The following is a 23,281-nucleotide window of genomic DNA, read 5'->3' as shown; positions in this document are numbered from 1 at the left end:
GGAAGAATGAGCGCATGCTTCGATGGACTACAGCAGGGGAATCCCACGGTCAGGCTCTTATCGCACTGGTGGAGCACATGCCCGCGGGGGTTCCACTGACGACTGATCAGATCTCCACACAACTCGCCCGCCGCCGACTGGGCTACGGTCGCGGGGCCCGGATGAAGTTCGAGGTCGACGAGGTGACGATGCTGACCGGGGTCCGCCACGGGCGGACGATCGGTGGCCCGGTGGCGATCATGATCGGGAACACCGAGTGGCCGAAGTGGACGACGATCATGTCCGCCGACCCGGTCGACCTCGACGACGACGAGGTCGCCCGCGCCATGGACTCCGGTCGTGGGGCGAAACTGACCCGCCCCCGTCCCGGGCACGCCGACTTCGCGGGAATGCTCAAGTACGACTTCGACGAGGCACGCCCGGTCCTCGAACGGGCCTCCGCCAGGGAAACGGCCTCGCGCGTGGCTGCAGCGACATTGGCGCGCAACTTCCTCCGGGAGACCCTCGGCGTCGAGGTACTCTCGCACGTTGTCTCCATCGGTGATTCGAAGGTCGTCGAGGGCGCAGAGATTCCCGTGTTCAGTGACCTCGGCGCCATCGACGAGTCGCCGGTGCGTGCGTTCAACGCCGAGGCCGAGGAGTCGATGATCGCCGAAATAGAGGCCGCCAAGAAGGCCGGTGACACCCTGGGTGGAGTCGTCGAGGTCGTCGTCCACGGGCTACCTGTCGGACTGGGTAGCCACATTTCGGGCGAGGATCGGCTCGACGCCCAACTCGCTGCCGCACTCATGGGGATCCAGGCGATCAAGGGCGTGGAGATCGGTGACGGATTCGCCGAGGCCCGACGCCGGGGTTCCGCGGCGCACGACGAGATGATCCGGACCGTTGATGGTGTCACCCGCACCACCAACCGAGCCGGAGGCATCGAAGGCGGAATGACCAACGGCCAGCCCCTCGTGGTCCGCGCTGCGATGAAGCCCATTTCCACCGTTCCGCGGGCGTTGAAGACCGTGGACATGACGAGTGGAGCTGCCGCCAGCGCCATCCACCAGCGCAGCGACGTCTGTGCCGTTCCGGCCGCGGGCGTCGTCGCCGAGGCGATGGTCGCGCTGGTCCTCGCCCGAGCTGTCCTCACCAAGTTCGGGGGTGATAGCCTCTGTGAGACCTCCCGGAACATCACCAGCTACCTTTCCCGTGTTGCCGAGCGTCTGGAGTTCGATAACTGATGTCCAAACCCCGTGTCGTACTCGTCGGTCCACCCGGCGCCGGGAAGTCCACCATCGGTCGTCGACTGGCCAGTGCACTGAATACGACGGTCATCGACACAGATCAGATGATGGAGCAGGAACAGGGAAAACCCTGCGGTGACATCTACACGGAACTCGGTGAGGAGTCTTTTCGCGAACTCGAGGCGCGGGTCGTCGAATCGGCCCTGGCCCACAACGGTGTGGTCAGTCTCGGCGGCGGTGCGGTGGTCACGCGCTCGACCAGGGAACTCCTCGACCAGCATGAGGTCATCTGGCTCGATGTGTCAGCGGAGGAGGGAGTACGACGTACCGCCGGAGGAAATCGCCCGGTGCTCGATGGTGAGGACGCGCTCGCGCGTTACACGGAACTCCTCGACGATCGCCGCGAGCTCTACCGTGAAGTAGCGAGCTTCCGCGCCCGTACCGACGAACGGACCCCTCAGCAGGTGGTCGCGGACGTACTGGGGTACCTCGACTCCGAGGTCTAGCCAGTGCCCATCCGCAACCGCCACATACCGACTGCGAAAGGCACCACAGTGAGCACATCCGGAACTTTTGAATCGACTATCTCCGTCGCCGGCCCCGCCCCATACACCGTCTGGATCGGGCACGGCCTGGACAGTGCGATCGCCGGGTTCGCCTCCGGATTGCCAGGCGCGCGGAAGGCCGCCATTCTCCATCAAGGCGTCCTCGGCGGAGTGGCGGAGGGCCTGACGGAGGCACTCTCCACCGCCGGACTGGAGGTCGTCCGGCATGTCATACCGGACGCCGAGGCAGGGAAGACTCTGCAGAGCGCCGGTGAATGCTGGGATGCACTCGGTCGGGCGGGGCTCGGGCGCCGGGACGTCGTTATCGGACTCGGAGGCGGTGCCGCCACCGATCTGGCGGGATTCATCGCCGCCACCTGGATGCGTGGCGTGCCGGTCATCCAGGTTCCCACGACGCTGCTCGCGATGGTTGACGCCGCGGTCGGTGGAAAGACGGGGATCAACACGGCTGCGGGGAAAAACCTCGTCGGCTGCTTCCACGAACCAGCCGCCGTGTTCATCGACCTCGACCGCCTGGGAACTCTTCCCATGGACGAGATCGTCGCCGGAAGCGCGGAGATCATCAAGACCGGGTTCATCGCGGACCCCGAGATTCTCGCCCGCTACGAGTCAGAGCCGGAGGCGTGTCTGCGGGTGGACGGTCACCTACCGGAACTCATCGCCCGATCGGTGGCGGTGAAGGCCCGGGTCGTGTCGGAAGACCTCCAGGAGGCTGGGCTGCGGGAAATCCTCAACTACGGACACACGTTCGGACACGCCGTCGAGCTGCGCGAGCACTTCGCGTGGCGGCACGGTCGCGCGGTTGCCGTCGGCATGATGTTCATCGCTGAGCTGAGCCGCGAACTAGGGCACATCGACGCCGGGCTGGTCGATAGGCACCGCCGCATCCTCACATCCGTCGGTCTGCCCACCAGCTATTCCGCAGGGTGCTTCGACGAACTCCACGCCGGAATGACCCGAGACAAGAAGAACCGTGACGGCCGGATCCGCTTCGTCGCGCTCACGGACGTGGGCTCCACGACCCGGCTCGAGGGGCCGTCGATGGACAGTCTCCGTGCCGCGTATGCCGCGATCAGTGGCTAGAATCGGCTCCATGCGCACCATAGACGTCTACAACGGTCCCAACCTCGACCGGTTGGGAAAACGCCAGCCGGAGATCTACGGTTCGACGACCCTCGGGGACGTGGAGGACCAGCTCTCCGCTTTGGCTGATGAACTCGGCGTCACGGTCCGGTGCAGGCAATCGAACTGGGAGGGCCAGCTGATTGACTGGATCCACGAATCGGCCGACGCGGGAAATCCGGTCATCATCAATCCAGGAGGCTTGACCCACACCTCCGTGGCCCTGCGGGACGCCCTCGCTGAGGTCGCTGACGGGGCTGGCTTCATCGAGGTTCACATCTCGAATGTGCACGCCCGTGAGCCCTTCCGAGGACATTCCTATCTCTCCCCGATTGCTCGTGGCGTGATCGCCGGGCTCGGCATCGAGGGATACTCCTTCGCACTCCGGAAGCTGGCTACGTAGCCTGGTGCCGCTTCGCTTCCCTCCGTGATGGAGGGGGCAGTTGGCGACGCCTCACTAGGGATGCTCGTTCCCCGATTATCGCTTTGTGGAGAAGACGTGGCAGGCCTCCGCGGTGTGGCACCCCCGTTAACAACATTCACCCGCCCCCGTCATTGAGGAACGGGCACACGGGTTAACCTATGGTCAAAGAACGTCGTGTCGGCCTACTGGCTCCGTTTGAACAACCGGGGCTGACGCCGATCCCGCAACCATGTTAGGCACGGTGACATTGTGGCTTTTTTCGCTGATACCCGATTCTCGAACCGCCGGCGCGCGCTGGCCGCCGAGATGGCCGGTCGCCGCATCGATTCGATGCTCGTGACCCACTTGACCCACGTGCGTTACCTCTCCGGGTTCTCCGGTTCGAATGGTGCGTTGTTGTTGTCGAAGGATCTGTCCGCCCGGATCGCGACGGACGGTCGCTATACCACACAGATCGCGGAAGAAGTCCCGGACATCGAGTGCCTGAAGGCACGGGATGTCGGCGTTGAACTCCTCCGGGAGGTCACCGGACCGCGGCGGGTCGGTTTCGAAGCCTCTCACGTCACGGTAGCGCAGCTTGACAGACTGACCGACGCCTGCGGCGAGGATGTCCAGCTCGTGCCCGTGACCGGCCTCATCGAGGATCTCCGGTTGATCAAGGACCAGCTTGAACTCGAGCGGCTCACCGGCGTCGCGGAGCTCGCGTCGCAGGCGCTCCGGGAGGTACTGGACGCCGGGGAACTGGCTGTCGGTCGGACGGAACGCCAGGTCGCCGCCGATCTCGAGTATCGCATGCGGATGCTCGGGGCGGAGCGGGTCAGCTTCGACACGATCGTCGCCTCCGGACCGAACTCGGCCAAACCCCACCACGGCGCCGGTAACCGGGTGATCGAGGCCGGCGATCTCGTGACGATCGACTTCGGTGCGCACGACCGCGGATTCAACTCGGACTGTACCCGTACCTACATCATGGGTCACACCACGGAATTTACCGAGGAGATCTACAACCTCGTGCACCGCGCGCAGGCCGCGGGCGTGGAGGCCGCTACCCCGGGGACACCGCTCCGCGAAGTGGATGCCGCCTGCCGGGACATCATCGCGGCCGCAGGATACGGCGACTACTTCGTGCACTCGACGGGCCACGGGATCGGATTGGATGTTCACGAGCCGCCGATGGCCTCACTGACCGGATCTGGGGGACTCCGCGAGGGCATGACCCTGACCATCGAACCTGGGGTGTACATCCCGGGTCGCGGGGGAGTGCGGATCGAGGACACGCTCATCATCACCGCCGGTGCCCCGGAAGTGATCACCCGCCTGCCGAAGGACCTGCAGGTGATCTGATCCCGGGGCGTGATGTAAGCTGATACGCCGTACCAGCGGGAAGCCTCGGATCCACCGGGTGCATTCCCGCACCGCAACATCCGAGGGAGAGCAACGAGTGGCAACCACCGCCGACTTCAAGAACGGTCTTGTGCTCAAGATCGACAACAAGCTGCAGCAGATCGTCGAGTTCCAGCACGTCAAGCCGGGCAAGGGCCCCGCTTTCGTGCGGACCAAGCTCAAGGACGTGGTCTCGGGCAAGGTTGTGGACAAGACCTTCAACGCCGGCGTCAAGGTCGAGACGGCGACGGTCGACCGCCGTGACATGACCTACCTCTACCACGACGGCACCTCGTACGTGCTCATGGACGCCAAGACTTTCGAGCAGATCGAGGTCGGTGACCATCTCATGGGTGACGGCGCAAAGTTCCTCCTCGAGAACATGACCGTTCAGGTCTCCTTCCACGAAGGAGAACCACTTTTCGTGGAACTACCGATCGCTGTTGAACTCAAGGTTGAGCACACCGACCCGGGTCTCCAGGGTGACCGCTCCACCGGTGGCACCAAGCCCGCCACGCTCGAGAGCGGTGCGGAGATCCAGGTCCCGCTGTTCATCGAGACTGGCAACGTCCTCAAGGTGGACACCCGAAACGGCTCCTACCTCTCCCGTGTCAACAACTGATCGCCGGGGCGATTCCAGCTGTGACTGACAAAGACAACCGAGCGGACACGGGCCGACGTCCGCCCCACAAGCGTCGAGGCGCGAGGTTCCGCGCTCGTCGCCGTGCCGTGGACATCCTCTTCGAGGCGGAGGCCCGTGACGTCGACCCTGTCGCGATCGTCGAGGACCGGGTGGAGCTGTCCCGGCTCCCGCAACCCGACGTCGCGCCGATCGCGGACTACACGCGGACGATCGTCGAAGGAACGGCCTACGAGCTGGACCGCGTCGACGAGACGATCTCGAAATACCTGGTCGAGGACTGGACGTTCGGGCGGCTCCCGGCCGTCGAACGGGCGATACTGCGGGTGGCGGTCTGGGAACTGCTGTTCAACCAGGACGTTCCGCCCGTGGCCGCCATTGATGAGGCCGTCCGGCTCACCGGAGACTATTCCTCCGACACCGCACAGGCCTACGTCAACGCGGTGCTCGACTCGGTAGCCGGCAACCTTGACACCCTCCGTGCCGGGGAACCGGAGCCCGAGGCGCCCGACTTCCTCGATGTCGGAGACCCTGCGGTGGCCGAGGACGATCACGACGAGGAGCCGGATCTTCCGTGTGGCGTCACCGGCGGGTCATCCGATCCCGAGGACCCGGGTGACGCAGTCAACCCGGCTCCGGACGGTTCCGACATAACCCGCTGACTCCGGGACAGGTGGTGTCAGCCCCGGGGCCGATGATGGGTGGCCGGGGAAGCGCTGTGGTTACGGTTACCATGACAGCATGGCTAATTTCAGTGCGGAAGACGCGAAAACACTCCGGGTCCGGCAGGACTTTAACCTCGCTGACGTCGCTCCCGGGGATACCCCGAACTTCAAGGGGGACAAGAACAAGCTGAAGAAGGAGTTCTCCGAGATTGATGACGAGCTCTCGGAGCTCCAGGAGAAGCTGTATGCCAACGGCCGGGCGTCCGCTGGCAGTGCTGGCGCTGTCCTCCTCATCCTCCAGGGGATGGATACTGCGGGGAAAGGTGGGGTGGTCCGGCACGTGCTCGGGATCGTCGACCCGCAGGGCGTGGACCTGGCCGCCTTCGGCAAGCCGACCGAGGAAGAGCTGTCACACGACTTCCTCTGGCGGATCCGGAAGAAGCTGCCCCGACCAGGACAGATCGGCGTCTTCGACCGCTCCCACTACGAGGATGTGCTCATTCATCGTGTCCACGGTCTCTCCCCGGCGGATGAGATCGAGCGTCGCTACGGCGCGATCGTGGAGTTCGAGCGGGAACTCGCCGAATCCGGCGTCCGGATCATCAAGGTCATGCTCCACATCAGTCCCGAATTTCAGCGGGAGAACCTCGAGGAACGTCTGGAACGTGCCGACAAGCACTGGAAGTACAACCCCGGCGATGTGACGGAACGAGGCTACTGGGAGGAGTACCAGGAGGCCTACGAGATCGCCCTGCGCCGGACCTCCACCGATGTCGCCCCTTGGTACTGTGTACCTGGGGACAACAAACCCTACGCGCGGATGGTGGTGAAGTACCTCCTGCTCGATGCGCTCCGCTCCATGGATCTGGAGTGGCCGGAACCCGATTTCGACGTTGAGGAGGAGAAGCAGCGTCTCGCGGAGAGCTGATTCTCAGGGGAGGGGACACACAGAGGGAGCCTGCAGTCGATTCGAGACGTGGTGGAGGCCGGCCTGTATCCAGCGCAGCTTACGGTCGAGGGTCTCCGCCAGAACGGCATCGTCGAGTTCTCGGGGGCAGAAGACCAGAGCCGTCGCTTTGAGGACTATTTGCCCCCGAGACGCGACGAAATCGATGACGGGGCCGGCCGCGGAGACGGTGAACTCGTTGCAGATGTGCAGGGTCATCGTCAGCATATTCGGGTCGTCCGCGGGCAGTTCCGTCGGCCATCGCCCCTCGATCCTGTACCAGGGCGAACGGTCCGCGGCGGTGATGGTGCACGGTACCGGACCACGACGGGCGGTCCCGTGGGTCACCCCCACGGCTGTCCCCTCGATACCGGACAACACGGCGTGGATATGCGACGGATCGATCCCGGGACCGTGCCCGGGGGCCGTTTCCGAAGCGCTGATCACGTCGAACGCGGGCTTCGCCGGGACACCGCCGGGCAGTGCCTCCTCGGCGTACCCCATGAGCATGCGTGTGCCGTCGAGCGCGGAGCGGGTGAAATCGGCAATTGTCTCCACATCGATCCGGTCTGCGCACATCAACGCGGCAGACGAGACGAGCACGATGTGCCCGGGGGCGATGTCAGTGTTGTAGCCGGCGGACGGGATGTCCCAGCCGTGTGTGTACCACGCCTGGACCAGGTCCACGACGGCGGCGGAATCCTCCATCGTGGTGAGACGTTTCCACATGCCTGAGGCGATCAGGGAATCCTTGTCCGAGACCGTGAAGGTGAGCACCCACGTGTCGGTCTCGATCGTGAGGCGGTCGTCGCCATGCTGCACGACCTGTCCGTCTGAGGTGAGGACGCGGGAGGCGGTCTCGAGAATGTGATTCACTGGTATCGGGCCTTCGGAAGGGATCGGGGACCATCGACCGGTTAGTTAGGCGTCAGCGGACGGCTGGCCCTGGGCGGTGTTGCGAATGGACTCGGTGATCTCAGTCAACGCCTGTTGTGCCGCGAGGACGACGTCGACGCCGGAGCGTACCGCCGCGGTGAGCTGCGGTCCGGTCATACCCGCCGCGAGAAGGGTCTCGCTTTCGGTCCGGAGAATGAGCTGTTCGGTCCGGTCGACGACAGCCGCCTTCACGTCGAAACTGAGGGCGTTGAACCTGTTGGCGGCGAGGAACAACGTCGGATCGCCCGCCGTCGGATCGCTCCCGGTGGGTACGTCCGCGCGGATGAGGAGTACTCCGCCACCGATGATGGCGAAGGTCACCTGGGTGCCGTTGAGGTTGGCTCCGCCGATGGTCGACTCGTCCGCCATAATCAATTCGACGCCGAAACCCCGCATGACCTCACGGACATCATCGAAGGTGACGGGGCCGACCGCTGCGGTGCCTCCAGCAGACGGGTCGACGGTGTTCTCGGTTTCGTTACTCATGGTTGTGCTCCTGCCAGGTGACGAGATCGGGGAACTGTGAACCTAGCCAGTCGAAGCAGTTCACGGTGAGTTCTAGGGTGGACATAGTGAAGGCCCCGACCTGATTCCGGGTCGCCCCCTCAGCGGCGAGGAGCCGCCGGTGCGCGTGCACCGACAAGCTCCCGTCCGAGGACTCCGAGAAATGCAGGATCGGGGTGATCTGGGTTAAGTTCCATTCGTTGACCGCTGCGAGCATTTCCGGGGCGCGCTCCCGCCGGGGTGTGCCCCGCCACACCGCATCCGCGAGGATCTTGTCGTCGCGGATGAAAAAGGCGAAGGCGGCGTTGGGGAAACCCGTACGGAGGATGTCCGGGGACTCCTCGTCCCACAGCCACCGCAGGTCCTGTGCGTCGAGGATGTCGGTGACCCGGTCGAGATCGACCGGAGTCGGGATGTTGTCGGTGTCGGTCACGGTGGCGCAGAGCTCCTCGTGTTGCGGAAGAAAGGGGGCGGCGCTGGCAACGTCGCGCGTGTCCTGCGTCATGATACCGGTGTCGGTGTCCCCACGGTTCTCTTCGCGCAAACGAAACAGTGCGAGATGTGGTCAGGGAGCGGATCCCCGCGAGCCGAGGAGGTCCTCGCCGCCGAGCTCATGGGCGAGTGCGTCCCCGATCGTCGGGTGACGGAACGTGTGCCCCAGTGACTCGAGGACCGTCGGGATGACCCGTTGGTTGGCCAGGGCGATCTGTTCGGCGCCCTCGCTGCCGAGGAGGAGTTTCGGTCCCAGTGCCGGAATCTGGAGGAACGCGGGTCTGTTGAGCTCACGGGCGAGCTTCTGGGTCATCTCGGCGTTCCGGACGGGGTGGGGTGCGGTTGCGTTGACTGGTCCGGTGAGCGCGGTGTCGACGACGGCACGGCAGTAGATGTCCGTCAGATCGTCGAGGGAGATCCAGCTGAACCAGATAGATCCGTCACCGAATTTCCCGCCGAGGCCCGCCGAAAACAGCATCTTCAGTAGGGGCAGTACCCCGCCAGTACCCGCGAGCACGATCCCGGTCCGGATGGTGACCACCCGTTTCCCAGCGTCGGTGGCGGATTGGCATGCCCGCTCCCAGTCCCGGCACACCTCAGCGAGGAATCCATCGCCGGCGGCGGAGGTGTCAGTGAGAAGTTCATCACCCCGGTCGTGCCCGTAGAACCCGATTGCCGAGGCGCTGACCATCGTGTGACAAGTGGGGGAGGCCGCGACGAGTTCGGCGAGATATCTCGTCGGTGCCGTCCTGGAATCCCGGATCGCCCGCTTGTGGCTCTCTGTGAACCTGCCGAGCAGTGGCTCGCCGGCAAGGTGGACGAGAACATCGACGCCGTCGAGGAGGGACGGATCAGGGTCCACGGGATTCCAGGTTCGGGCCTTGTCACCGCTGTCCCTCCGCACCGGTCCACGCCGCAGCCTGATAACCGTGTGGCCGGCCGTGCCCAGCTGGGCGCACAGTGCCCTGCCGACCGTACCCCCGGTACCGGTGACCGCGATGGTCAGAGATCGGGGTCCACCCTCTGCGTCCCGGAACTCCGGGGAGGTGTACACCGACATCCGGCGGAGGAACTTGAGGTCCTCGAAAAGCTGGTGCTGGCGGTATGCGAACAGTCCGGTCAATGTCGAACCCGGCACCCGGGTCGAGACTTCGTCCGTGATGACGGTACCGCCGGGGGCGTCGGCAAAGGTATGGACGTGCCGCCAGTTGGACAGGGAGCGGAGTGGCGCAGACACACAGACATCCGTGAATCGGTGGCCTCGCCGGTAGCCGGAGAGATCATGGCGGGCGACCCATTTGAGGCCTGCCGGGAGGCTGAACACCGTCGTGCCATCGGAGAGTCGTTCGGCCTGTTTGACGGGAGTCATGGGGGCGAACGGGGGAGACAGGCGTACGACGGCTCCGTTGCGTGTGTGCCAGTCCCAGACGTCCTCCCTGTCGAAGGGCACGAAGTGGCTGGTCGTCAGACTCATGCTGGCGCTCCCATCATTGGTTTTACCGCCGGATAGGTGGAGCCGGTGGAGAAGGGTCTCCCGCCGGTTCCGGTGGTGCTAGGGTGGTCATCGTAGTTCAAGCATAGGCATCCTTTAAGGAACCGCACCGTGAGGCGGGAAAGGAGGTCACGATGAGCGGACACGATCAACCGATTACGACAGAGCTGCTGTCAGCGGACGATGTCAGTCGGACGGTCGCGCGCATCGCGCACCAGATAATTGAGAAAACGGCCCTCGACTCTGCTGAGTCCGGCCGGGTCATTCTTTTGGGCATACCTTCCGGGGGAGTTCCCCTCGCACGGCGTCTGAAGAGCAAGATCGCGGAGTTTTCAGGGGTGGATATCTCCTGCGGTTCGCTGGACATCACGCTCTACCGGGACGATCTGCGTTCGCGTGGTCACCGGGCACTGCAACCTACCGACGTACCGGCCGGGGGTATTGACGGAGCGACGGTTATCCTCGTCGATGACGTCCTCTACTCCGGACGCACCATTCGCGCCGCACTCGACGCTCTGCGCGACCTGGGACGGCCCGACGTCATCCAGTTGGCGGTTCTCGTGGACCGGGGGCACCGGCAGTTGCCCATTCGGGCTGATTACGTCGGAAAGAACCTCCCGACCTCCCGTTCCGAGGACGTCGACGTCCTGCTCGAAGACATCGATGGCCGCGACGCCGTCGTGCTGACCCGCCCCGACGGGGTGTGAGGGATACCCGATGAAGCATCTGCTCAGTATCAAAGACCTCGACCGCGACCAGATCATCGGTCTGATGGATGAGGCGGACCGGTTCCGCGAGGCGCTCGAGGGCCGGGAAGTGAAGAAGCTCCCCACGCTTCGTGGTCGGACCATCTTCACCGTTTTCTACGAGAATTCGACCCGCACCCGGTCGTCGTTCGAGACCGCCGGCAAATGGATGAGCGCGGATGTCATCAACATTTCCGCATCATCGTCCTCGGTGAAGAAAGGCGAGTCGCTGAAGGACACGGGGCTGACCTTGAAGGCCATCGGTGCAGACGCACTGATCATCCGCCATCCGTCGTCGGGCGCCCCCCAGCAGCTCGCCCAGTGGGTTGCGCCCGGTGGCGACGGCCCGAGCGTCATTAATGCCGGCGACGGTGCGCACCAGCATCCGACCCAGGCACTGCTTGACGCCGTCACCATCCGGCAGCGGCTCGGCTCTGTTGAGGGCCGGAAAGTGGTGTTGGTGGGGGACTGTCTCCACTCCCGTGTCGTCCGCTCCAACGTCGACCTGTTGTCGACTCTGGGGGCCGAGGTTGTGCTCGTCGCGCCGCCGACGCTCCTGCCTGCAGGGGTGGAGAACTGGCCGGTCCGGACCGCGTGGTCGATGGACGATGAGATCGTTGACGCAGATGTCGTGATGATGCTCCGTGTCCAGCAGGAGCGCATGCTCGGTGGCTTCTTCCCGTCGCACCGCGAGTACGCGAACCGGTACGGCCTGTCGAAGGATCGGCTCGCCCGGCTGAAGAAGGGGTGCATCGTGATGCACCCCGGCCCGATGCTGCGCGGTATGGAGATCAACTACAGCGTCGCCGATGCACCGCAGACGGCGGTCCTGCAGCAGGTATCCAATGGTGTCCATCTCCGGATGGCTGTGCTATTCACCCTGCTCGCCGGCTGACTATCGACTCACCCACAACCCTCAAAGACTTCTCCAGGACGCGTGACTTCCATGACTGCAACCAAGACCTCCGACCGGCCCGCCACCGGTGCCCTCGCACCCGTGGAACCGGGTACCCTCCTCATCTCCGACGTCCGCCCCTACGGCGAGGGCGCGCCGGTCAACGTACTCGTGACAGACGGTGTCATCACCTCATTGAACGCTCCCGCGGACACCGCCGCCGACCGCTGCATCGACGGAGGTGGCGGCGTTCTTCTGCCCGGCCTCGTCGACATTCACGTCCATCTTCGGGAACCGGGCCGCGAGGATACCGAGACGATCGCCACCGGCTCCGCTGCCGCCGCGAAGGGCGGCTTCACCGCCGTGTTCACCATGGCCAACACGAATCCGGTCATGGACCAGCCGATCATCGCCGAATCCGTCTGGTTCAAGGGCCAGGACATTGGTCTCTGCGATGTCCACCCGGTCGGCTCCATCACCAAGGGACTGTCGGGCAAGGAGATCACCGAGTTCGGCCTGATGGCCGATTCCGCGGCGAAGGTCCGGATGTTCTCCGACGACGGCATGTGTGTCTCCGACCCGCTGATCATGCGCCGGGCTCTCGAGTACGCCCGTGGTACCGATGTGCTTCTGGCCCAGCACTGCGAGGATCCGCGGTTGACCGCCGGTGCCGTGGCGCACGAGGGTGAGATCGCCGCGGAGCTGGGCCTTCGGGGCTGGCCCCGCGCCGCAGAGGAGTCCATCGTGATCCGGGACGCGTTGCTCGCCCGCGACTACGGCGGGCGCGTGCACATCTGCCACGCGTCGACCGCCGGTACCGTGGAGCTGCTCACCTGGGCCCGCGAGCACGGGATCCCGCTGACCTCGGAGGTCACGCCACATCATCTCCTGCTGACGGATGAGCTCCTCACCTCCTACGACGGCCGCTACCGGGTGAATCCCCCGCTGCGTGAGGACGGTGACACCCGGGTGCTCCGGCAGGCGCTTCTTGACGGGATCATCGACTGTGTGTCGACCGACCACGCCCCCCACGGGTCCGAGGAGAAATGCTGCGAGTTCGAGAACGCCCGTCCCGGCATGCTCGGCCTCGAGACCTCGCTGGCCATTATCGCCCAGCTCTTTGTCGAGACCGGTCTCGCGGACTGGCGCTGGGTGGCGAAGGTGATGAGCGAACGTCCCGCCGAGATCACCCGACTCCCGGGACACGGTCGACCGGTCGCCGAAGGGGAACCCGCGAACCTGTGCGTCGTCGACCCGGATTGTCGGTGGACCGCCAGGGGTACCGAGATGGCGTCGAAAGCGGAGAACACCCCCTATGAGGGTCGGGAGTTCTCGACCCGGGTTCGCGCCACCATCCTGCGGGGTCGGATCACCTGTGAAGACGGAGCCGCTGCGGCGCCCCGGAACTGAACCTGCGCACCCCACGACAAGATTGCATACAATACAGCCTGATGAATAAATCTGATTCTCTTTCCACATCACCGAAAGGCGGCCCCGTGAGCGACTCCGTCGACACCCAACGGACCGACATCCCAGCAGTTCTCGTCCTCGCCGACGGACGCACCTACCGTGGCTTCGGTTTCGGTGCCACCGGCACCACCCTCGGTGAAGCGGTGTTCACCACCGGTATGACCGGGTACCAGGAGACGATGACCGATCCCTCCTACCACCGTCAGATCGTCGTCGCGACCGCACCCCAGATCGGCAACACCGGTTGGAACGACGAAGACGGCGAATCCCGCGGTGACCGGATCTGGGTCGCGGGCCTCGTCGTCCGGGATCTGGCCCACCGAGTGTCCAACTGGCGTGCCGCACGGACCCTCGCCGAGGAGATGGAGAAACAGGGGATCGTCGGCATCCGGGGCGTCGACACCCGCGCACTCGTCCGGCACCTCCGGAACCACGGGTCCATGTCCGCGGGCGTGTTCAGCGGGGCCGACGCACAGCGGGACACCGACGAACTCGTCCGGATCGTCAACGAACAGCCTTCCATGGCCGGCGCGGACCTCGCCGGTGAGGTCAGCTGCGCCGAGCCCTACACCGTCGAACCCGACGGGGAGCACCGCTTCACCGTCGTCGCCTTCGACATGGGCATCAAGACCAACACCCCGCGCAACTTCGCCGCCCGCGGTATCCGCACCGTCGTCGTCCCCGCCGGGACCGGATTCGACACCATCTCCTCCTACTCGCCCGACGGAGTGTTCGTCTCCAACGGCCCCGGGGACCCGGCCACCGCCGACAACATGGTCGCGGCGGTCCGGGACGTCCTGGCCGCGAAGATCCCGTTCTTCGGGATCTGCTTCGGCAACCAGATCCTCGGCCGCGCGCTCGGGATGGAGACCTACAAGCTCAAGTTCGGTCACCGCGGCATCAACGTCCCGGTGCTCGACCACTCCACCGGCACCGTCGAGATCACCGCCCAGAACCACGGCTTCGCCCTCAAGGGGGAGGCGGGCGTCGAGTTCGACACAGACTTCGGACCCGCGAAGGTCACCCACACCTGCCTCAACGACGACGTCGTTGAGGGTGTCGCCCTCACCAACGGACTCGCGTACTCCGTGCAGTACCACCCGGAGGCCGCGGCCGGTCCCCACGACGCCAACCCCCTGTTCGACCGTTTCGTCGAGCTCATGTCCACCAGCAGCACCCCGACGGAAGGTTAAGAACCCATGCCCAAACGTAGTGACATCAACCACGTCCTGGTCATCGGCTCCGGGCCGATCGTCATCGGACAGGCCTGCGAGTTCGACTACTCCGGTACACAGGCGTGCCGCGTACTGAAAGAGGAAGGCCTGCGGGTCACCCTCATCAATTCCAATCCGGCGACGATCATGACCGATCCCGAGTTTGCGGACCACACCTACGTCGAGCCGATCCGGCCCGAGTACATCGAGAAGATCTTTGAGGCGGAACGTGCCGCGGGACACCCGATAGATGCCGTCCTCGCGACGCTCGGTGGTCAGACCGCGCTGAATGCCGCCATTGCCCTCGACCGGCGTGGCAGCCTGAAGAAGTACGATGTCGAGCTCATCGGTGCGGACATTGACGCGATTGAACGCGGTGAGGACCGGCAGAAGTTCAAGGACATCGTCGAACGCATCGGCGGCGAGTCAGCTCGTTCCCGGGTCTGCCACGACATGGACGAGGTGCGGGCGACCGTCGCCGAACTCGGTCTCCCAGTTGTCGTGCGGCCATCGTTCACCATGGGTGGGCTCGGCAGCGGTCTCGCCTACACGGATGAGGACCTTGAACGGATCGCCGGCGGGGGACTGGCCGCGAGCCCCGAGGCGAATGTCCTCATCGAGGAATCCATCCTCGGGTGGAAGGAGTTCGAGCTCGAGCTCATGCGTGACGCCAACGATAACTGCGTCGTTGTCTGCTCCATCGAGAACGTCGACGCTCTCGGCGTCCACACCGGGGACTCTGTCACCGTCGCCCCCTCCATGACGCTGACGGACCGTGAGTTCCAGATCATGCGTGACCAAGGATTCGCGATCCTCCGCGAGGTCGGAGTCGACACAGGTGGCTGCAACATCCAGTTCGCCATCAATCCCGATGACGGTCGCTTGATCACCATCGAGATGAACCCGCGTGTCTCCCGCTCCTCGGCGCTGGCCTCCAAAGCGACCGGTTTCCCGATCGCGAAGATCGCCGCCAAGCTCGCCATCGGTTACACCCTCGACGAGATCACCAACGACATCACCGGCGTCACTCCGGCAGCCTTCGAACCGACCCTCGATTACGTTGTCGTCAAGGCGCCCCGCTTCGCCTTCGAGAAGTTCCCCGGTGCCGACGACACCCTCACCACGACCATGAAGTCCGTCGGTGAGGCGATGTCCCTGGGCCGCAACTACATCGCCGCCCTCGGTAAGGTCATGCGCTCCCTCGAAACCAAGCAGACCGGATTCTGGACGAAACCCGACGAGTTCTTCGCCGGGGACAGGGCCACCGACGTCGACGCCGTACTCACCGATCTGAAGCGCCCGACCGAGGGCCGGATCTACGACGCGGAGCTCGCGCTCCGTCTCGGCGCCACGGTCGATCAGGTCCACGAGGCCAGCGGCATCGACCCCTGGTTCCTCGGCGAACTGCAGGCACTCGTTGACTTCCGTGCCACCCTCGAGAACGCACCGGTACTCACCGAGGAACTGTTGCGCACCGCGAAATGGTACGGGCTGTCCGATCTGCAGATCGCGGCACTGCGCCCGGAACTCGCGGGCGAGGACGGAGTCCGTCGACTGCGCTGGTCCCTCGGCGTCCGGCCCGTCTTCAAGACGGTCGACACCTGCGCCGCGGAGTTTGAGGCGAAGACCCCGTATCACTACTCCGCCTATGAGCTCGACCCGGCCGCAGAATCCGAGGTCGCCCCACAGACTGAGCGGGAGAAGGTTATCATCCTCGGGTCCGGCCCGAACCGGATCGGCCAGGGCATCGAGTTCGATTACTCCTGCGTGCACGCCGCGCTCGAACTGTCCCGCGTCGGATACGAGACGGTCATGGTCAACTGCAACCCGGAGACCGTCTCCACCGACTACGACACCGCCGACCGTCTCTACTTCGAGCCGCTGACGTTCGAGGACGTCATGGAGGTCTACCACGCCGAGACGCAGTCCGGCACAGTGGCCGGTGTCATCGTCCAGCTCGGCGGCCAGACCCCGCTGGGTCTGGCGGAGAAGCTGCGCGACGCCGGAGTTCCCGTCGTCGGCACCAGCCCCGAGGCCATCGACCTCGCCGAGGACCGCGGCGAGTTCGGAGAGGTCCTGCGCAGAGCGGAGCTTCCGGCCCCGGCCTTCGGCACCGCGACCTCCTTCTCCGAGGCCCGCGCTGTGGCCGAGGAGATCGGCTACCCTGTTCTCGTTCGCCCGAGCTACGTGCTCGGCGGACGCGGAATGGAGATCGTCTACGACGAGCGGTCGCTGTCCGACTACATCGACCGCGCCACCGAGATCACCACCGATCACCCGGTGCTCGTCGACCGGTTCCTGGACAACGCCATCGAGATCGACGTCGACGCCCTCTGCGACGGTGACGAGGTCTACCTCGCCGGCGTGATGGAGCACATCGAGGAGGCCGGCATCCACTCCGGTGACTCCGCGTGCGCGCTACCGCCCATGACGCTTGGCCCGGAGGACATCGCCAAGGTTCGCGAGTCCACGGTCAAGCTTGCGCACGGGATCGGTGTCCGCGGCCTGATGAACGTCCAGTACGCCCTGAAGGACGACATCCTCTACGTCATCGAGGCCAACCCCCGCGCCTCCCGCACCGTGCCGTTCGTGTCCAAAGCCACTGGCGTCCCGCTGGCGAAGGCCGCCGCACGGATCTCCCTCGGCGCGACGCTCACCGAACTCAGGGAGGAGGGCATGATCCCGACCAGCCACGACGGCGGTTCACTGCCGCTCGATGCGCCGATCGCGGTCAAGGAGGCGGTCCTGCCGTTCAACCGCTTCCGCCGCGCGGACGGATCGCTGCTCGACAGCCTGCTGTCCCCGGAGATGAAGTCCACCGGTGAGGTCATGGGCCTGGCGGACAACTTCGGTGCCGCCTACGCCAAGGCCGAGGATGGTGCCTACGGTGGTCTGCCGACCGAGGGCACGGTCTTCGTCTCGGTCGCCAACCGGGACAAGCGGACCCTGATCTTCCCGATCCAGCGCCTGGCCACCCTCGGGTTCAGAATTCTGGCCACTTCCGGTACGGCACAGATGCTGCGCCGCAACGGAATCGAGTGCGAGGTTGTGTACAAGCACTCCGATGTCAAGCAGGGGGACGACAAGATCTCCGTTGTCGACCGGATCCTTGGCGGCGACATTGATCTCATCCTCAACACACCCGCCGGTTCCGCCGGTGCACGGCATGACGGATATGACATCCGTTCGTCCGCGGTCTCAGTCGGAGTGCCGCTGGTGACCACCGTCCAGGGCGTCACTGCGGCTGTCCAGGGCATCGAGGCCATGCGCTCTGGCGAACTGGGTGTCCGTGCGTTGCAGCAGCTCGATCACGCCGTCGACATGGTCCGGGAGAAGGAATGAGCGGCACCGTGACCCCCTCCTTCGGGGACCGGCTCGCCGCGGCGGGCGCCGACCGGGGTCGACTGTGTGTCGGCATCGACCCGCACCCGGGCCTGCTCCGTGACTGGGGGCTGACTGTCGACGCCGTCGGCCTGACCGACTTCGCCCGGATCTGCGTCGAGGCGTTCGCGGACACGGCCGCCCTCGTGAAGCCGCAGGTGGCGTTCTTTGAACGTCACGGTAGCGCTGGGTACGCGGTCCTCGAGGAAACCATTCGGACGCTCCGGGAGGCCGGGTGCCTCGTGCTCGCGGACGCGAAACGGGGAGACATCGGATCCACGATGTCGGCATACGCCGACGCCTGGCTCCACGACGACTCGCCGCTCGTCGTGGACGCGGTGACCGTCTCTCCGTACCTCGGGTTCGGTTCGCTGGAGCCCGCCGTGTCCCTGGCCGTGGAGAACGGTAAGGGGGTGTTCGTGCTCGCCGCCACCTCCAATCCGGAAGGACGGGAGGTGCAACATGCCGAACGGGCTGACGGCACGTCGGTCGCACAGTATGTCGTCGACTCCTGCGCGGTTCGGAATGAACCGTTTGTGACTGCCGGTGGATACGGCCCCTGCGGTGTCGTGGTGGGGGCGACGGTGACCGGTCCGCCCTCGCTCGAGCAGCTCGGTGGTCCAGTCCTGCTTCCTGGTGTCGGTGCGCAGGGAGCCGGACCGGACGATGTGGCCTTACTCACCCAAGGCGTTGAGCCGTTGGCGTTCGCCAGTGTTTCCCGGGGTATTCTGCGGGCTGGGCCGAGTGTCGATGACCTGCGGAAAGCTTGTGTGCGGCAGGCTAGCGCCTTCAGTGGCTGACGGCCCACCGGGTAGTGGATAAACCGCTGGTCAGAGGATTTTTGTCGAATCCTGGCGGCGGCGTTTACCGCCCCGACCTTTGACTTTGCGTCACTAGTGTTAGACTGTTCCAAGTTCGCTGGCTGACACCGATGAAATTAGCGGTGCCGGGGCCGGCGAGAACTGGTAGAACCGGATCTCGAGACTACCCAATGACACTGTCCAAGAAAATGAAAAACGGAGGAACCCCGTGGCCCTTCCCAAGTTGACCGATGAGCAGCGCAAGGATGCCCTTGCCAAGGCCGCCGAGGCCCGTAAGGCACGCGCCGAGCTGAAGGAGAAACTGAAGCGAGGTGGCACCAACCTTAAGGAGGTGCTCGCCCAGGCGCAGAGCGATGAGATCATTGGTAAGACCAAGGTTTCCGCACTGCTCGAGGCCATGCCCAAGGTGGGCAAGGTCAAGGCCAAGGAGATCATGGAGGAGCTTGAGATTGCGCAGACCCGCCGTCTTCGTGGCCTCGGTGACCGCCAGCGCCGGGCGCTTCTGGAGCGTTTCGGCTTCTCCGAAGAGGACTAGTCGCCGATATGTCGGGTGATTCGATCCCCGCGCGCCTCGTCGTGCTCGCCGGGCCTTCCGCGGTCGGTAAGTCGACCGTGGTCAACCGGCTCCGTGATGAAGTCCCCGACCTGTTCTTCTCCGTGTCCATGACGACACGTGCGCCACGTCCCGGAGAGGTTCATGGCCGTGATTACCTCTACGTCACCCCGGAGGAGTTTCAACGGACCATCGATGCTGGTGAGATGCTCGAATGGGCTGAGATTCACGGTGGTCTTCAGCGGTCCGGAACTCCCGCCCGGCCCGTCCGCGAAGCACTGGAACTCCGCCGTCCCGTGCTCGTGGAGGTGGATCTGGTCGGGGCACGAAATGTTGCCCGGATCATGCCCGAATCCCGGACGGTGTTTCTCGCTCCCCCCTCGTGGGAGACGTTGGTGGAACGCCTGACCGGACGTGGTACGGAACCCGCCGACGTCATTGAGCGCCGGTTGCAGACCGCCAAGGAGGAACTCGCGTCCGCAGACGAGTTCGACTATGTCGTCGTCAACGACGACGTGGACCGGGCAGTCGCGCAGATCCGTGCGATCCTCACCGGTGACTGACCGCTCCGGGAATCCAGTTATCCCGGGTGAACCAGCAACACTCTTTTTTCCCCGACTTTTGAAGGTGCTAAACAGTGACCAATGACATCACCGCAACCGAGGCCGTCTTCGATCCGCCGGTCGGTATCACCGATCCGCCGATCGACGAACTGCTGGACAAGGTGTCCTCGAAGTACGCCCTCGTGATCTTCGCCGCCAAGCGGGCGCGCCAGATCAACAGTTACCTCCATCAGCGCGATGAAGGTGTCTTCGAGTTCGTTGGTCCGCTGATCGATGACAGTCAGGCGAAGCCGCTCACGGTCGCCCTCCGCGAGATCAACCGCGGAATGCTTGACCACGAAGAAGGCTGACCCTCGAGGTCGCCCCGACGCGTTTGCCGTCCCGCACGTACCCTTCCCCCTTCTACGGACACCGTTGGCCACACAGTCTTCGGCGCGACCGGATCATGAAGGGGGGAGGGATCTCGTGTTTTCCCGGCGTCATCCCGGCGCCTCGACCGAATCTTGACTGAAGATTGAAGGACCTCGTGACCAGTACGTCGCCCTCTGGCTCCCCGGCACCCCGCGACTCCGCGAACGCTCGATCGAGGAAGATCGTCCTTGGTGTCGCCGGTGGTGTCGCCGCTTATAAGGCCTGTCATATAGTCCGCGGTTTCACGGAACGGGGTCATTCCGTCCGTGTCGTGCCGACGGAATCCGCACTCAACTTCGTTGGTGCGGCGACCTTCGAGGCACTGTCCGGTCAACATGTCTCCACCGGTGTATTCGACCGCGTCCACGAGGTGCAGCACGTCCGGGTCGGTCAGGAGGCTGATCTCGTGGTCATCGCCCCCGCCACAGCGGATCTGATGGCCCGGCTGGCGGCGGGAAGGGCCGACGACCTGCTCACCGCGACCTGTCTCGTTGCCAGCTGTCCCGTGGTCGTCGCACCGGCGATGCACACCGAGATGTGGAACCACCGCGCCACCCGCGCCAATGTCGCGACACTGCGGGACCGGGGTGTGACCGTGCTGGAGCCCGCCCATGGTCGGCTGACCGGACCGGACACCGGAGCCGGTCGGCTGCCGGACCCGGAACAGATCGTCGCGCTGTCCCTCCTCCGGCTCGCAGGCCGCGACCTACCGCAAGACCTGTCGGGTCGGCGGGTCCTCATCACCGCGGGTGGCACCAGGGAGAGCATTGATCCGGTCCGCTACCTGGGCAACCACAGTTCCGGACGGCAGGGCTTCGCACTCGCCGAGGTCGCGGCGCAGCGGGGTGCCGAGGTGACTCTGATCGCCGGGGCCACGGACGAGCTTCCGATCCCGTGTGGTGCAGAGGTGATCCGTATCTCATCGGCACGTGAACTCGCCAAGGAGATCGACTGCCGTGCCGCTGACCAGGACATCATCATCATGGCCGCAGCCGTCGCGGACTATCGGCCTACCGTGACCGCGCCGGCGAAGCTCAAGAAGACCTCGGAATCCGCACCGACCGGTATCGAACTTACCGAGAACCCGGACATCCTCGCGGGGCTCATCGCAGCCCGCCGAGAGGGCCGGGTTCCGGAGGACACGGTGATCGTCGGGTTCGCCGCGGAAACCGGTGATGACTCAGGGTCCGTTCTCGACCACGCGATCCGGAAGATCCGGAGGAAAGGCTGCGATCTTCTGATGTGCAATGACGTCGGCTCCGGGAAAGTGTTCGGTCGCAGCCGGAACCGTGGTTGGCTGATCACTCCCGACGGTTCCGTTGTGGAGGTCCCGGACGGCACAAAGCTCGAGGTGGCCTCCCTCCTCCTTGATTCCGTGGTGCAGATCACCGCGGAACGGTGATGGGGGTCTCCGCCCGGATGCCGCACCTCTGACCGGCGGGTGAGGACACCATTGCAGTTTTAGACAGCTTGGTCTATATTGATCATCGTGCCGCTGCGAGCGGCGCCCCAACGGTGCGCTCCGGGACTTCCCGTACAGTCGCTCCCAGAACACCGCACGAGCCCGTCAAATCAGGAAAAACGAGTTGAGAAGGAAGTCCCGTGGCTGTAGGTACCACCGCCGTCCGCCTGTTCACCAGCGAATCGGTCACTGAAGGGCACCCGGACAAGATCTGCGACGCCATCTCCGACACGATCCTCGACGCCATGCTCAAGGTCGACCCGCACTCCAGGGTCGCCGTCGAGACCGTCGTCACCACCGGCCTCGTCCATGTCGTAGGTGAGGTCCGCTGCTCCGGGTATGTCGAGATCCCGACGCTCGTGCGGACCAAGCTCCGTGACATCGGATTCACGTCTTCCGAGGTCGGGTTTGACGGAACGACCTGCGGTGTCACCGTCGCGATCGGGGAGCAGTCCCAGGAGATCGGCGCTGGCGTCGACACCTCCCATGAATTCCGGAACGGTGACACCGGGGACGACGACAACCAGAGTGGTGCAGGTGATCAGGGGCTGATGTTCGGGTACGCCTCGAACGAGACCCCTGAGTACATGCCGTTGCCCGCGGCCACGGCCCACAGGCTCGCGCGCCGACTGACCCAGGTCCGCAAGGAGGGTATCGTCCCTAACCTCCGGCCCGACGGGAAGACCCAGGTCACCTTCGCCTACGATAGCGACGACCGGCCCGTGCGGCTGGACACCGTGGTCATCTCGACACAGCACGATCCCGACGTCAGTCAGGAATGGCTGGAGCAGCAGCTGCGTACCCACGTGATCGACCACGTTATCCGCGAAGCACAGCTCGAGGACTTCGTCGACGGGGATCTGACTATCCTCATCAACCCATCCGGGTCCTTCGTTGTCGGTGGTCCCATGGGCGACGCCGGGCTTACCGGTCGGAAGATCATCGTCGACACCTACGGTGGCATGGCCCGGCACGGCGGCGGGGCATTCTCCGGCAAGGACCCGAGCAAGGTCGACAGGTCCGGCGCGTACGCCATGCGCTGGGTCGCGAAGAACATCGTCGCGGCAGGTCTCGCGGACCGCGCCGAGGTCCAGGTCGCCTACGCGATCGGCCGGGCCAACCCGGTGGGACTCTATGTGGAGACCTTCGGAACAGCGCACAGCGGGCTGACTGATTCTGACATCCAAGCAGCCGTGGCGGCGGTGTTCGACCTCCGCCCGGGTGCGATCATCCGCGAGCTGGATCTGCTGCGCCCAATCTATGCCGATACCGCCGCGTACGGTCACTTCGGGCGCACGGATCTCAATCTCCCCTGGGAGCAGCTCAACCGGGTCGACGAACTCCGGGCCGCGGCTGGTCTCTGACC

Annotated in this window: 23 protein-coding genes; 19 read left to right on the top strand and 4 right to left on the bottom strand. The window is 65.0% G+C overall.

Going from position 1 to position 23,281, the window contains the following annotated elements; translation table 11 throughout:
- Nucleotides 1-14 precede the first annotated feature (14 nt).
- From aroC to JDV76_RS06140, 8 genes are all read left to right on the top strand, one after another.
- Nucleotides 15-1,226, top strand: coding sequence for a chorismate synthase (aroC, locus tag JDV76_RS06175; protein ID WP_198735995.1), 1,212 nt, complete (start codon nucleotides 15-17; stop codon nucleotides 1,224-1,226).
- Nucleotides 1,226-1,735, top strand: a complete 510-nt coding sequence (locus tag JDV76_RS06170; protein WP_198735994.1) for a shikimate kinase — start codon at nucleotides 1,226-1,228, stop codon at nucleotides 1,733-1,735. Before aroC ends, JDV76_RS06170 begins: the two co-directional genes overlap by 1 nt.
- A gap of 48 nt (nucleotides 1,736-1,783) precedes the next feature.
- Nucleotides 1,784-2,878 (top strand): 3-dehydroquinate synthase, encoded by a 1,095-nt coding sequence (aroB, locus tag JDV76_RS06165; protein ID WP_198735993.1) that lies wholly within the window; start codon nucleotides 1,784-1,786, stop codon nucleotides 2,876-2,878.
- Between the two features lie 10 nt (nucleotides 2,879-2,888).
- Entirely contained in the window at nucleotides 2,889-3,320 is a 432-nt protein-coding gene (aroQ, locus tag JDV76_RS06160; RefSeq protein ID WP_198735992.1) for a type II 3-dehydroquinate dehydratase, read from the top strand.
- Nucleotides 3,321-3,590: 270 nt separating this feature from the next.
- Complete coding sequence (locus tag JDV76_RS06155) at nucleotides 3,591-4,685, top strand: M24 family metallopeptidase (protein ID WP_336244246.1); 1,095 nt, start codon at nucleotides 3,591-3,593, stop codon at nucleotides 4,683-4,685.
- A 97-nt stretch (nucleotides 4,686-4,782) separates the two neighbouring features.
- Nucleotides 4,783-5,346, top strand: a complete 564-nt coding sequence (gene efp / locus JDV76_RS06150) for an elongation factor P (RefSeq protein WP_198735991.1) — start codon at nucleotides 4,783-4,785, stop codon at nucleotides 5,344-5,346.
- Nucleotides 5,347-5,366: 20 nt separating this feature from the next.
- Nucleotides 5,367-6,026: a transcription antitermination factor NusB gene (nusB, locus tag JDV76_RS06145; RefSeq protein ID WP_248140821.1), complete on the top strand. Its 660-nt coding sequence runs from the start codon at nucleotides 5,367-5,369 to the stop codon at nucleotides 6,024-6,026.
- Between the two features lie 79 nt (nucleotides 6,027-6,105).
- Nucleotides 6,106-6,957, top strand: coding sequence for a PPK2 family polyphosphate kinase (locus JDV76_RS06140; protein ID WP_198735990.1), 852 nt, complete (start codon nucleotides 6,106-6,108; stop codon nucleotides 6,955-6,957).
- 3 nt (nucleotides 6,958-6,960) lie between these two features.
- On the opposite strand, the gene JDV76_RS06135 is transcribed toward JDV76_RS06140, so the two are convergent.
- Genes JDV76_RS06135 through JDV76_RS06120 form a run of 4 tightly spaced genes read right to left on the bottom strand, consistent with a single transcriptional unit; the run spans nucleotide 6,961 to nucleotide 10,381 of the window.
- Nucleotides 6,961-7,851, bottom strand: a complete 891-nt coding sequence (locus JDV76_RS06135) for a hypothetical protein (protein WP_198735989.1) — start codon at nucleotides 7,849-7,851, stop codon at nucleotides 6,961-6,963.
- Between the two features lie 45 nt (nucleotides 7,852-7,896).
- Nucleotides 7,897-8,397 carry a YbjN domain-containing protein gene (locus JDV76_RS06130; protein ID WP_198735988.1) on the bottom strand — a complete coding sequence of 167 codons (501 nt, stop codon included), beginning with the start codon at nucleotides 8,395-8,397 and terminating at the stop codon, nucleotides 7,897-7,899.
- Nucleotides 8,390-8,920: a YbjN domain-containing protein gene (locus JDV76_RS06125; protein WP_198735987.1), complete on the bottom strand. Its 531-nt coding sequence runs from the start codon at nucleotides 8,918-8,920 to the stop codon at nucleotides 8,390-8,392. The genes JDV76_RS06130 and JDV76_RS06125 overlap by 8 nt, the downstream gene beginning before the upstream one ends.
- 60 nt (nucleotides 8,921-8,980) lie before the next feature.
- Nucleotides 8,981-10,381 carry a TIGR01777 family oxidoreductase gene (locus JDV76_RS06120; RefSeq protein WP_198735986.1) on the bottom strand — a complete coding sequence of 467 codons (1,401 nt, stop codon included), beginning with the start codon at nucleotides 10,379-10,381 and terminating at the stop codon, nucleotides 8,981-8,983.
- Nucleotides 10,382-10,533: 152 nt separating this feature from the next.
- Here JDV76_RS06120 and pyrR point away from each other — a divergent pair, with 152 nt between their 5' ends.
- The 11 genes from pyrR to metK all read left to right on the top strand — a co-directional run bounded on the left by pyrR (nucleotide 10,534) and on the right by metK (nucleotide 23,279).
- Nucleotides 10,534-11,106 carry a bifunctional pyr operon transcriptional regulator/uracil phosphoribosyltransferase PyrR gene (gene pyrR, locus JDV76_RS06115; protein ID WP_198735985.1) on the top strand — a complete coding sequence of 191 codons (573 nt, stop codon included), beginning with the start codon at nucleotides 10,534-10,536 and terminating at the stop codon, nucleotides 11,104-11,106.
- A 10-nt stretch (nucleotides 11,107-11,116) separates the two neighbouring features.
- Nucleotides 11,117-12,040, top strand: a complete 924-nt coding sequence (locus tag JDV76_RS06110; RefSeq protein WP_198735984.1) for an aspartate carbamoyltransferase catalytic subunit — start codon at nucleotides 11,117-11,119, stop codon at nucleotides 12,038-12,040.
- Between the two features lie 51 nt (nucleotides 12,041-12,091).
- Nucleotides 12,092-13,450, top strand: coding sequence for a dihydroorotase (locus tag JDV76_RS06105; RefSeq protein WP_198735983.1), 1,359 nt, complete (start codon nucleotides 12,092-12,094; stop codon nucleotides 13,448-13,450).
- 41 nt (nucleotides 13,451-13,491) lie between these two features.
- Nucleotides 13,492-14,703, top strand: a complete 1,212-nt coding sequence (carA, locus tag JDV76_RS06100) for a glutamine-hydrolyzing carbamoyl-phosphate synthase small subunit (protein ID WP_198735982.1) — start codon at nucleotides 13,492-13,494, stop codon at nucleotides 14,701-14,703.
- 6 nt (nucleotides 14,704-14,709) lie between these two features.
- The gene (gene carB, locus JDV76_RS06095; RefSeq protein ID WP_198735981.1) at nucleotides 14,710-18,066 is read left to right on the top strand and encodes a carbamoyl-phosphate synthase large subunit; all 3,357 of its coding nucleotides are present in this window, start codon (nucleotides 14,710-14,712) and stop codon (nucleotides 18,064-18,066) included.
- Nucleotides 18,067-18,074: 8 nt separating this feature from the next.
- Nucleotides 18,075-18,905 carry an orotidine-5'-phosphate decarboxylase gene (gene pyrF / locus JDV76_RS06090; protein ID WP_198735980.1) on the top strand — a complete coding sequence of 277 codons (831 nt, stop codon included), beginning with the start codon at nucleotides 18,075-18,077 and terminating at the stop codon, nucleotides 18,903-18,905.
- A gap of 229 nt (nucleotides 18,906-19,134) precedes the next feature.
- Nucleotides 19,135-19,461, top strand: coding sequence for an integration host factor, actinobacterial type (gene mihF, locus JDV76_RS06085; protein ID WP_198735979.1), 327 nt, complete (start codon nucleotides 19,135-19,137; stop codon nucleotides 19,459-19,461).
- An 8-nt stretch (nucleotides 19,462-19,469) separates the two neighbouring features.
- Nucleotides 19,470-20,042 (top strand): guanylate kinase, encoded by a 573-nt coding sequence (gene gmk, locus JDV76_RS06080; protein ID WP_198735978.1) that lies wholly within the window; start codon nucleotides 19,470-19,472, stop codon nucleotides 20,040-20,042.
- A gap of 74 nt (nucleotides 20,043-20,116) precedes the next feature.
- On the top strand, nucleotides 20,117-20,392 hold the full coding sequence (gene rpoZ / locus JDV76_RS06075) for a DNA-directed RNA polymerase subunit omega (RefSeq protein WP_198735977.1): 276 nt from the start codon (nucleotides 20,117-20,119) through the stop codon (nucleotides 20,390-20,392).
- Nucleotides 20,393-20,568: 176 nt separating this feature from the next.
- Nucleotides 20,569-21,855 carry a bifunctional phosphopantothenoylcysteine decarboxylase/phosphopantothenate--cysteine ligase CoaBC gene (gene coaBC, locus JDV76_RS06070; protein WP_198735976.1) on the top strand — a complete coding sequence of 429 codons (1,287 nt, stop codon included), beginning with the start codon at nucleotides 20,569-20,571 and terminating at the stop codon, nucleotides 21,853-21,855.
- A gap of 200 nt (nucleotides 21,856-22,055) precedes the next feature.
- Complete coding sequence (gene metK / locus JDV76_RS06065) at nucleotides 22,056-23,279, top strand: methionine adenosyltransferase (protein ID WP_198735975.1); 1,224 nt, start codon at nucleotides 22,056-22,058, stop codon at nucleotides 23,277-23,279.
- Nucleotides 23,280-23,281 lie beyond the last annotated feature (2 nt).

Origin of the sequence: Corynebacterium marambiense (genome assembly GCF_016342275.1) — a bacterium.
GTDB classification, from domain to species: domain Bacteria; phylum Actinomycetota; class Actinomycetes; order Mycobacteriales; family Mycobacteriaceae; genus Corynebacterium; species Corynebacterium marambiense.
The sequence above is the reverse complement of the archived record's forward strand: the minus strand, read 5'-3'. Positions and strand labels throughout refer to the sequence as shown.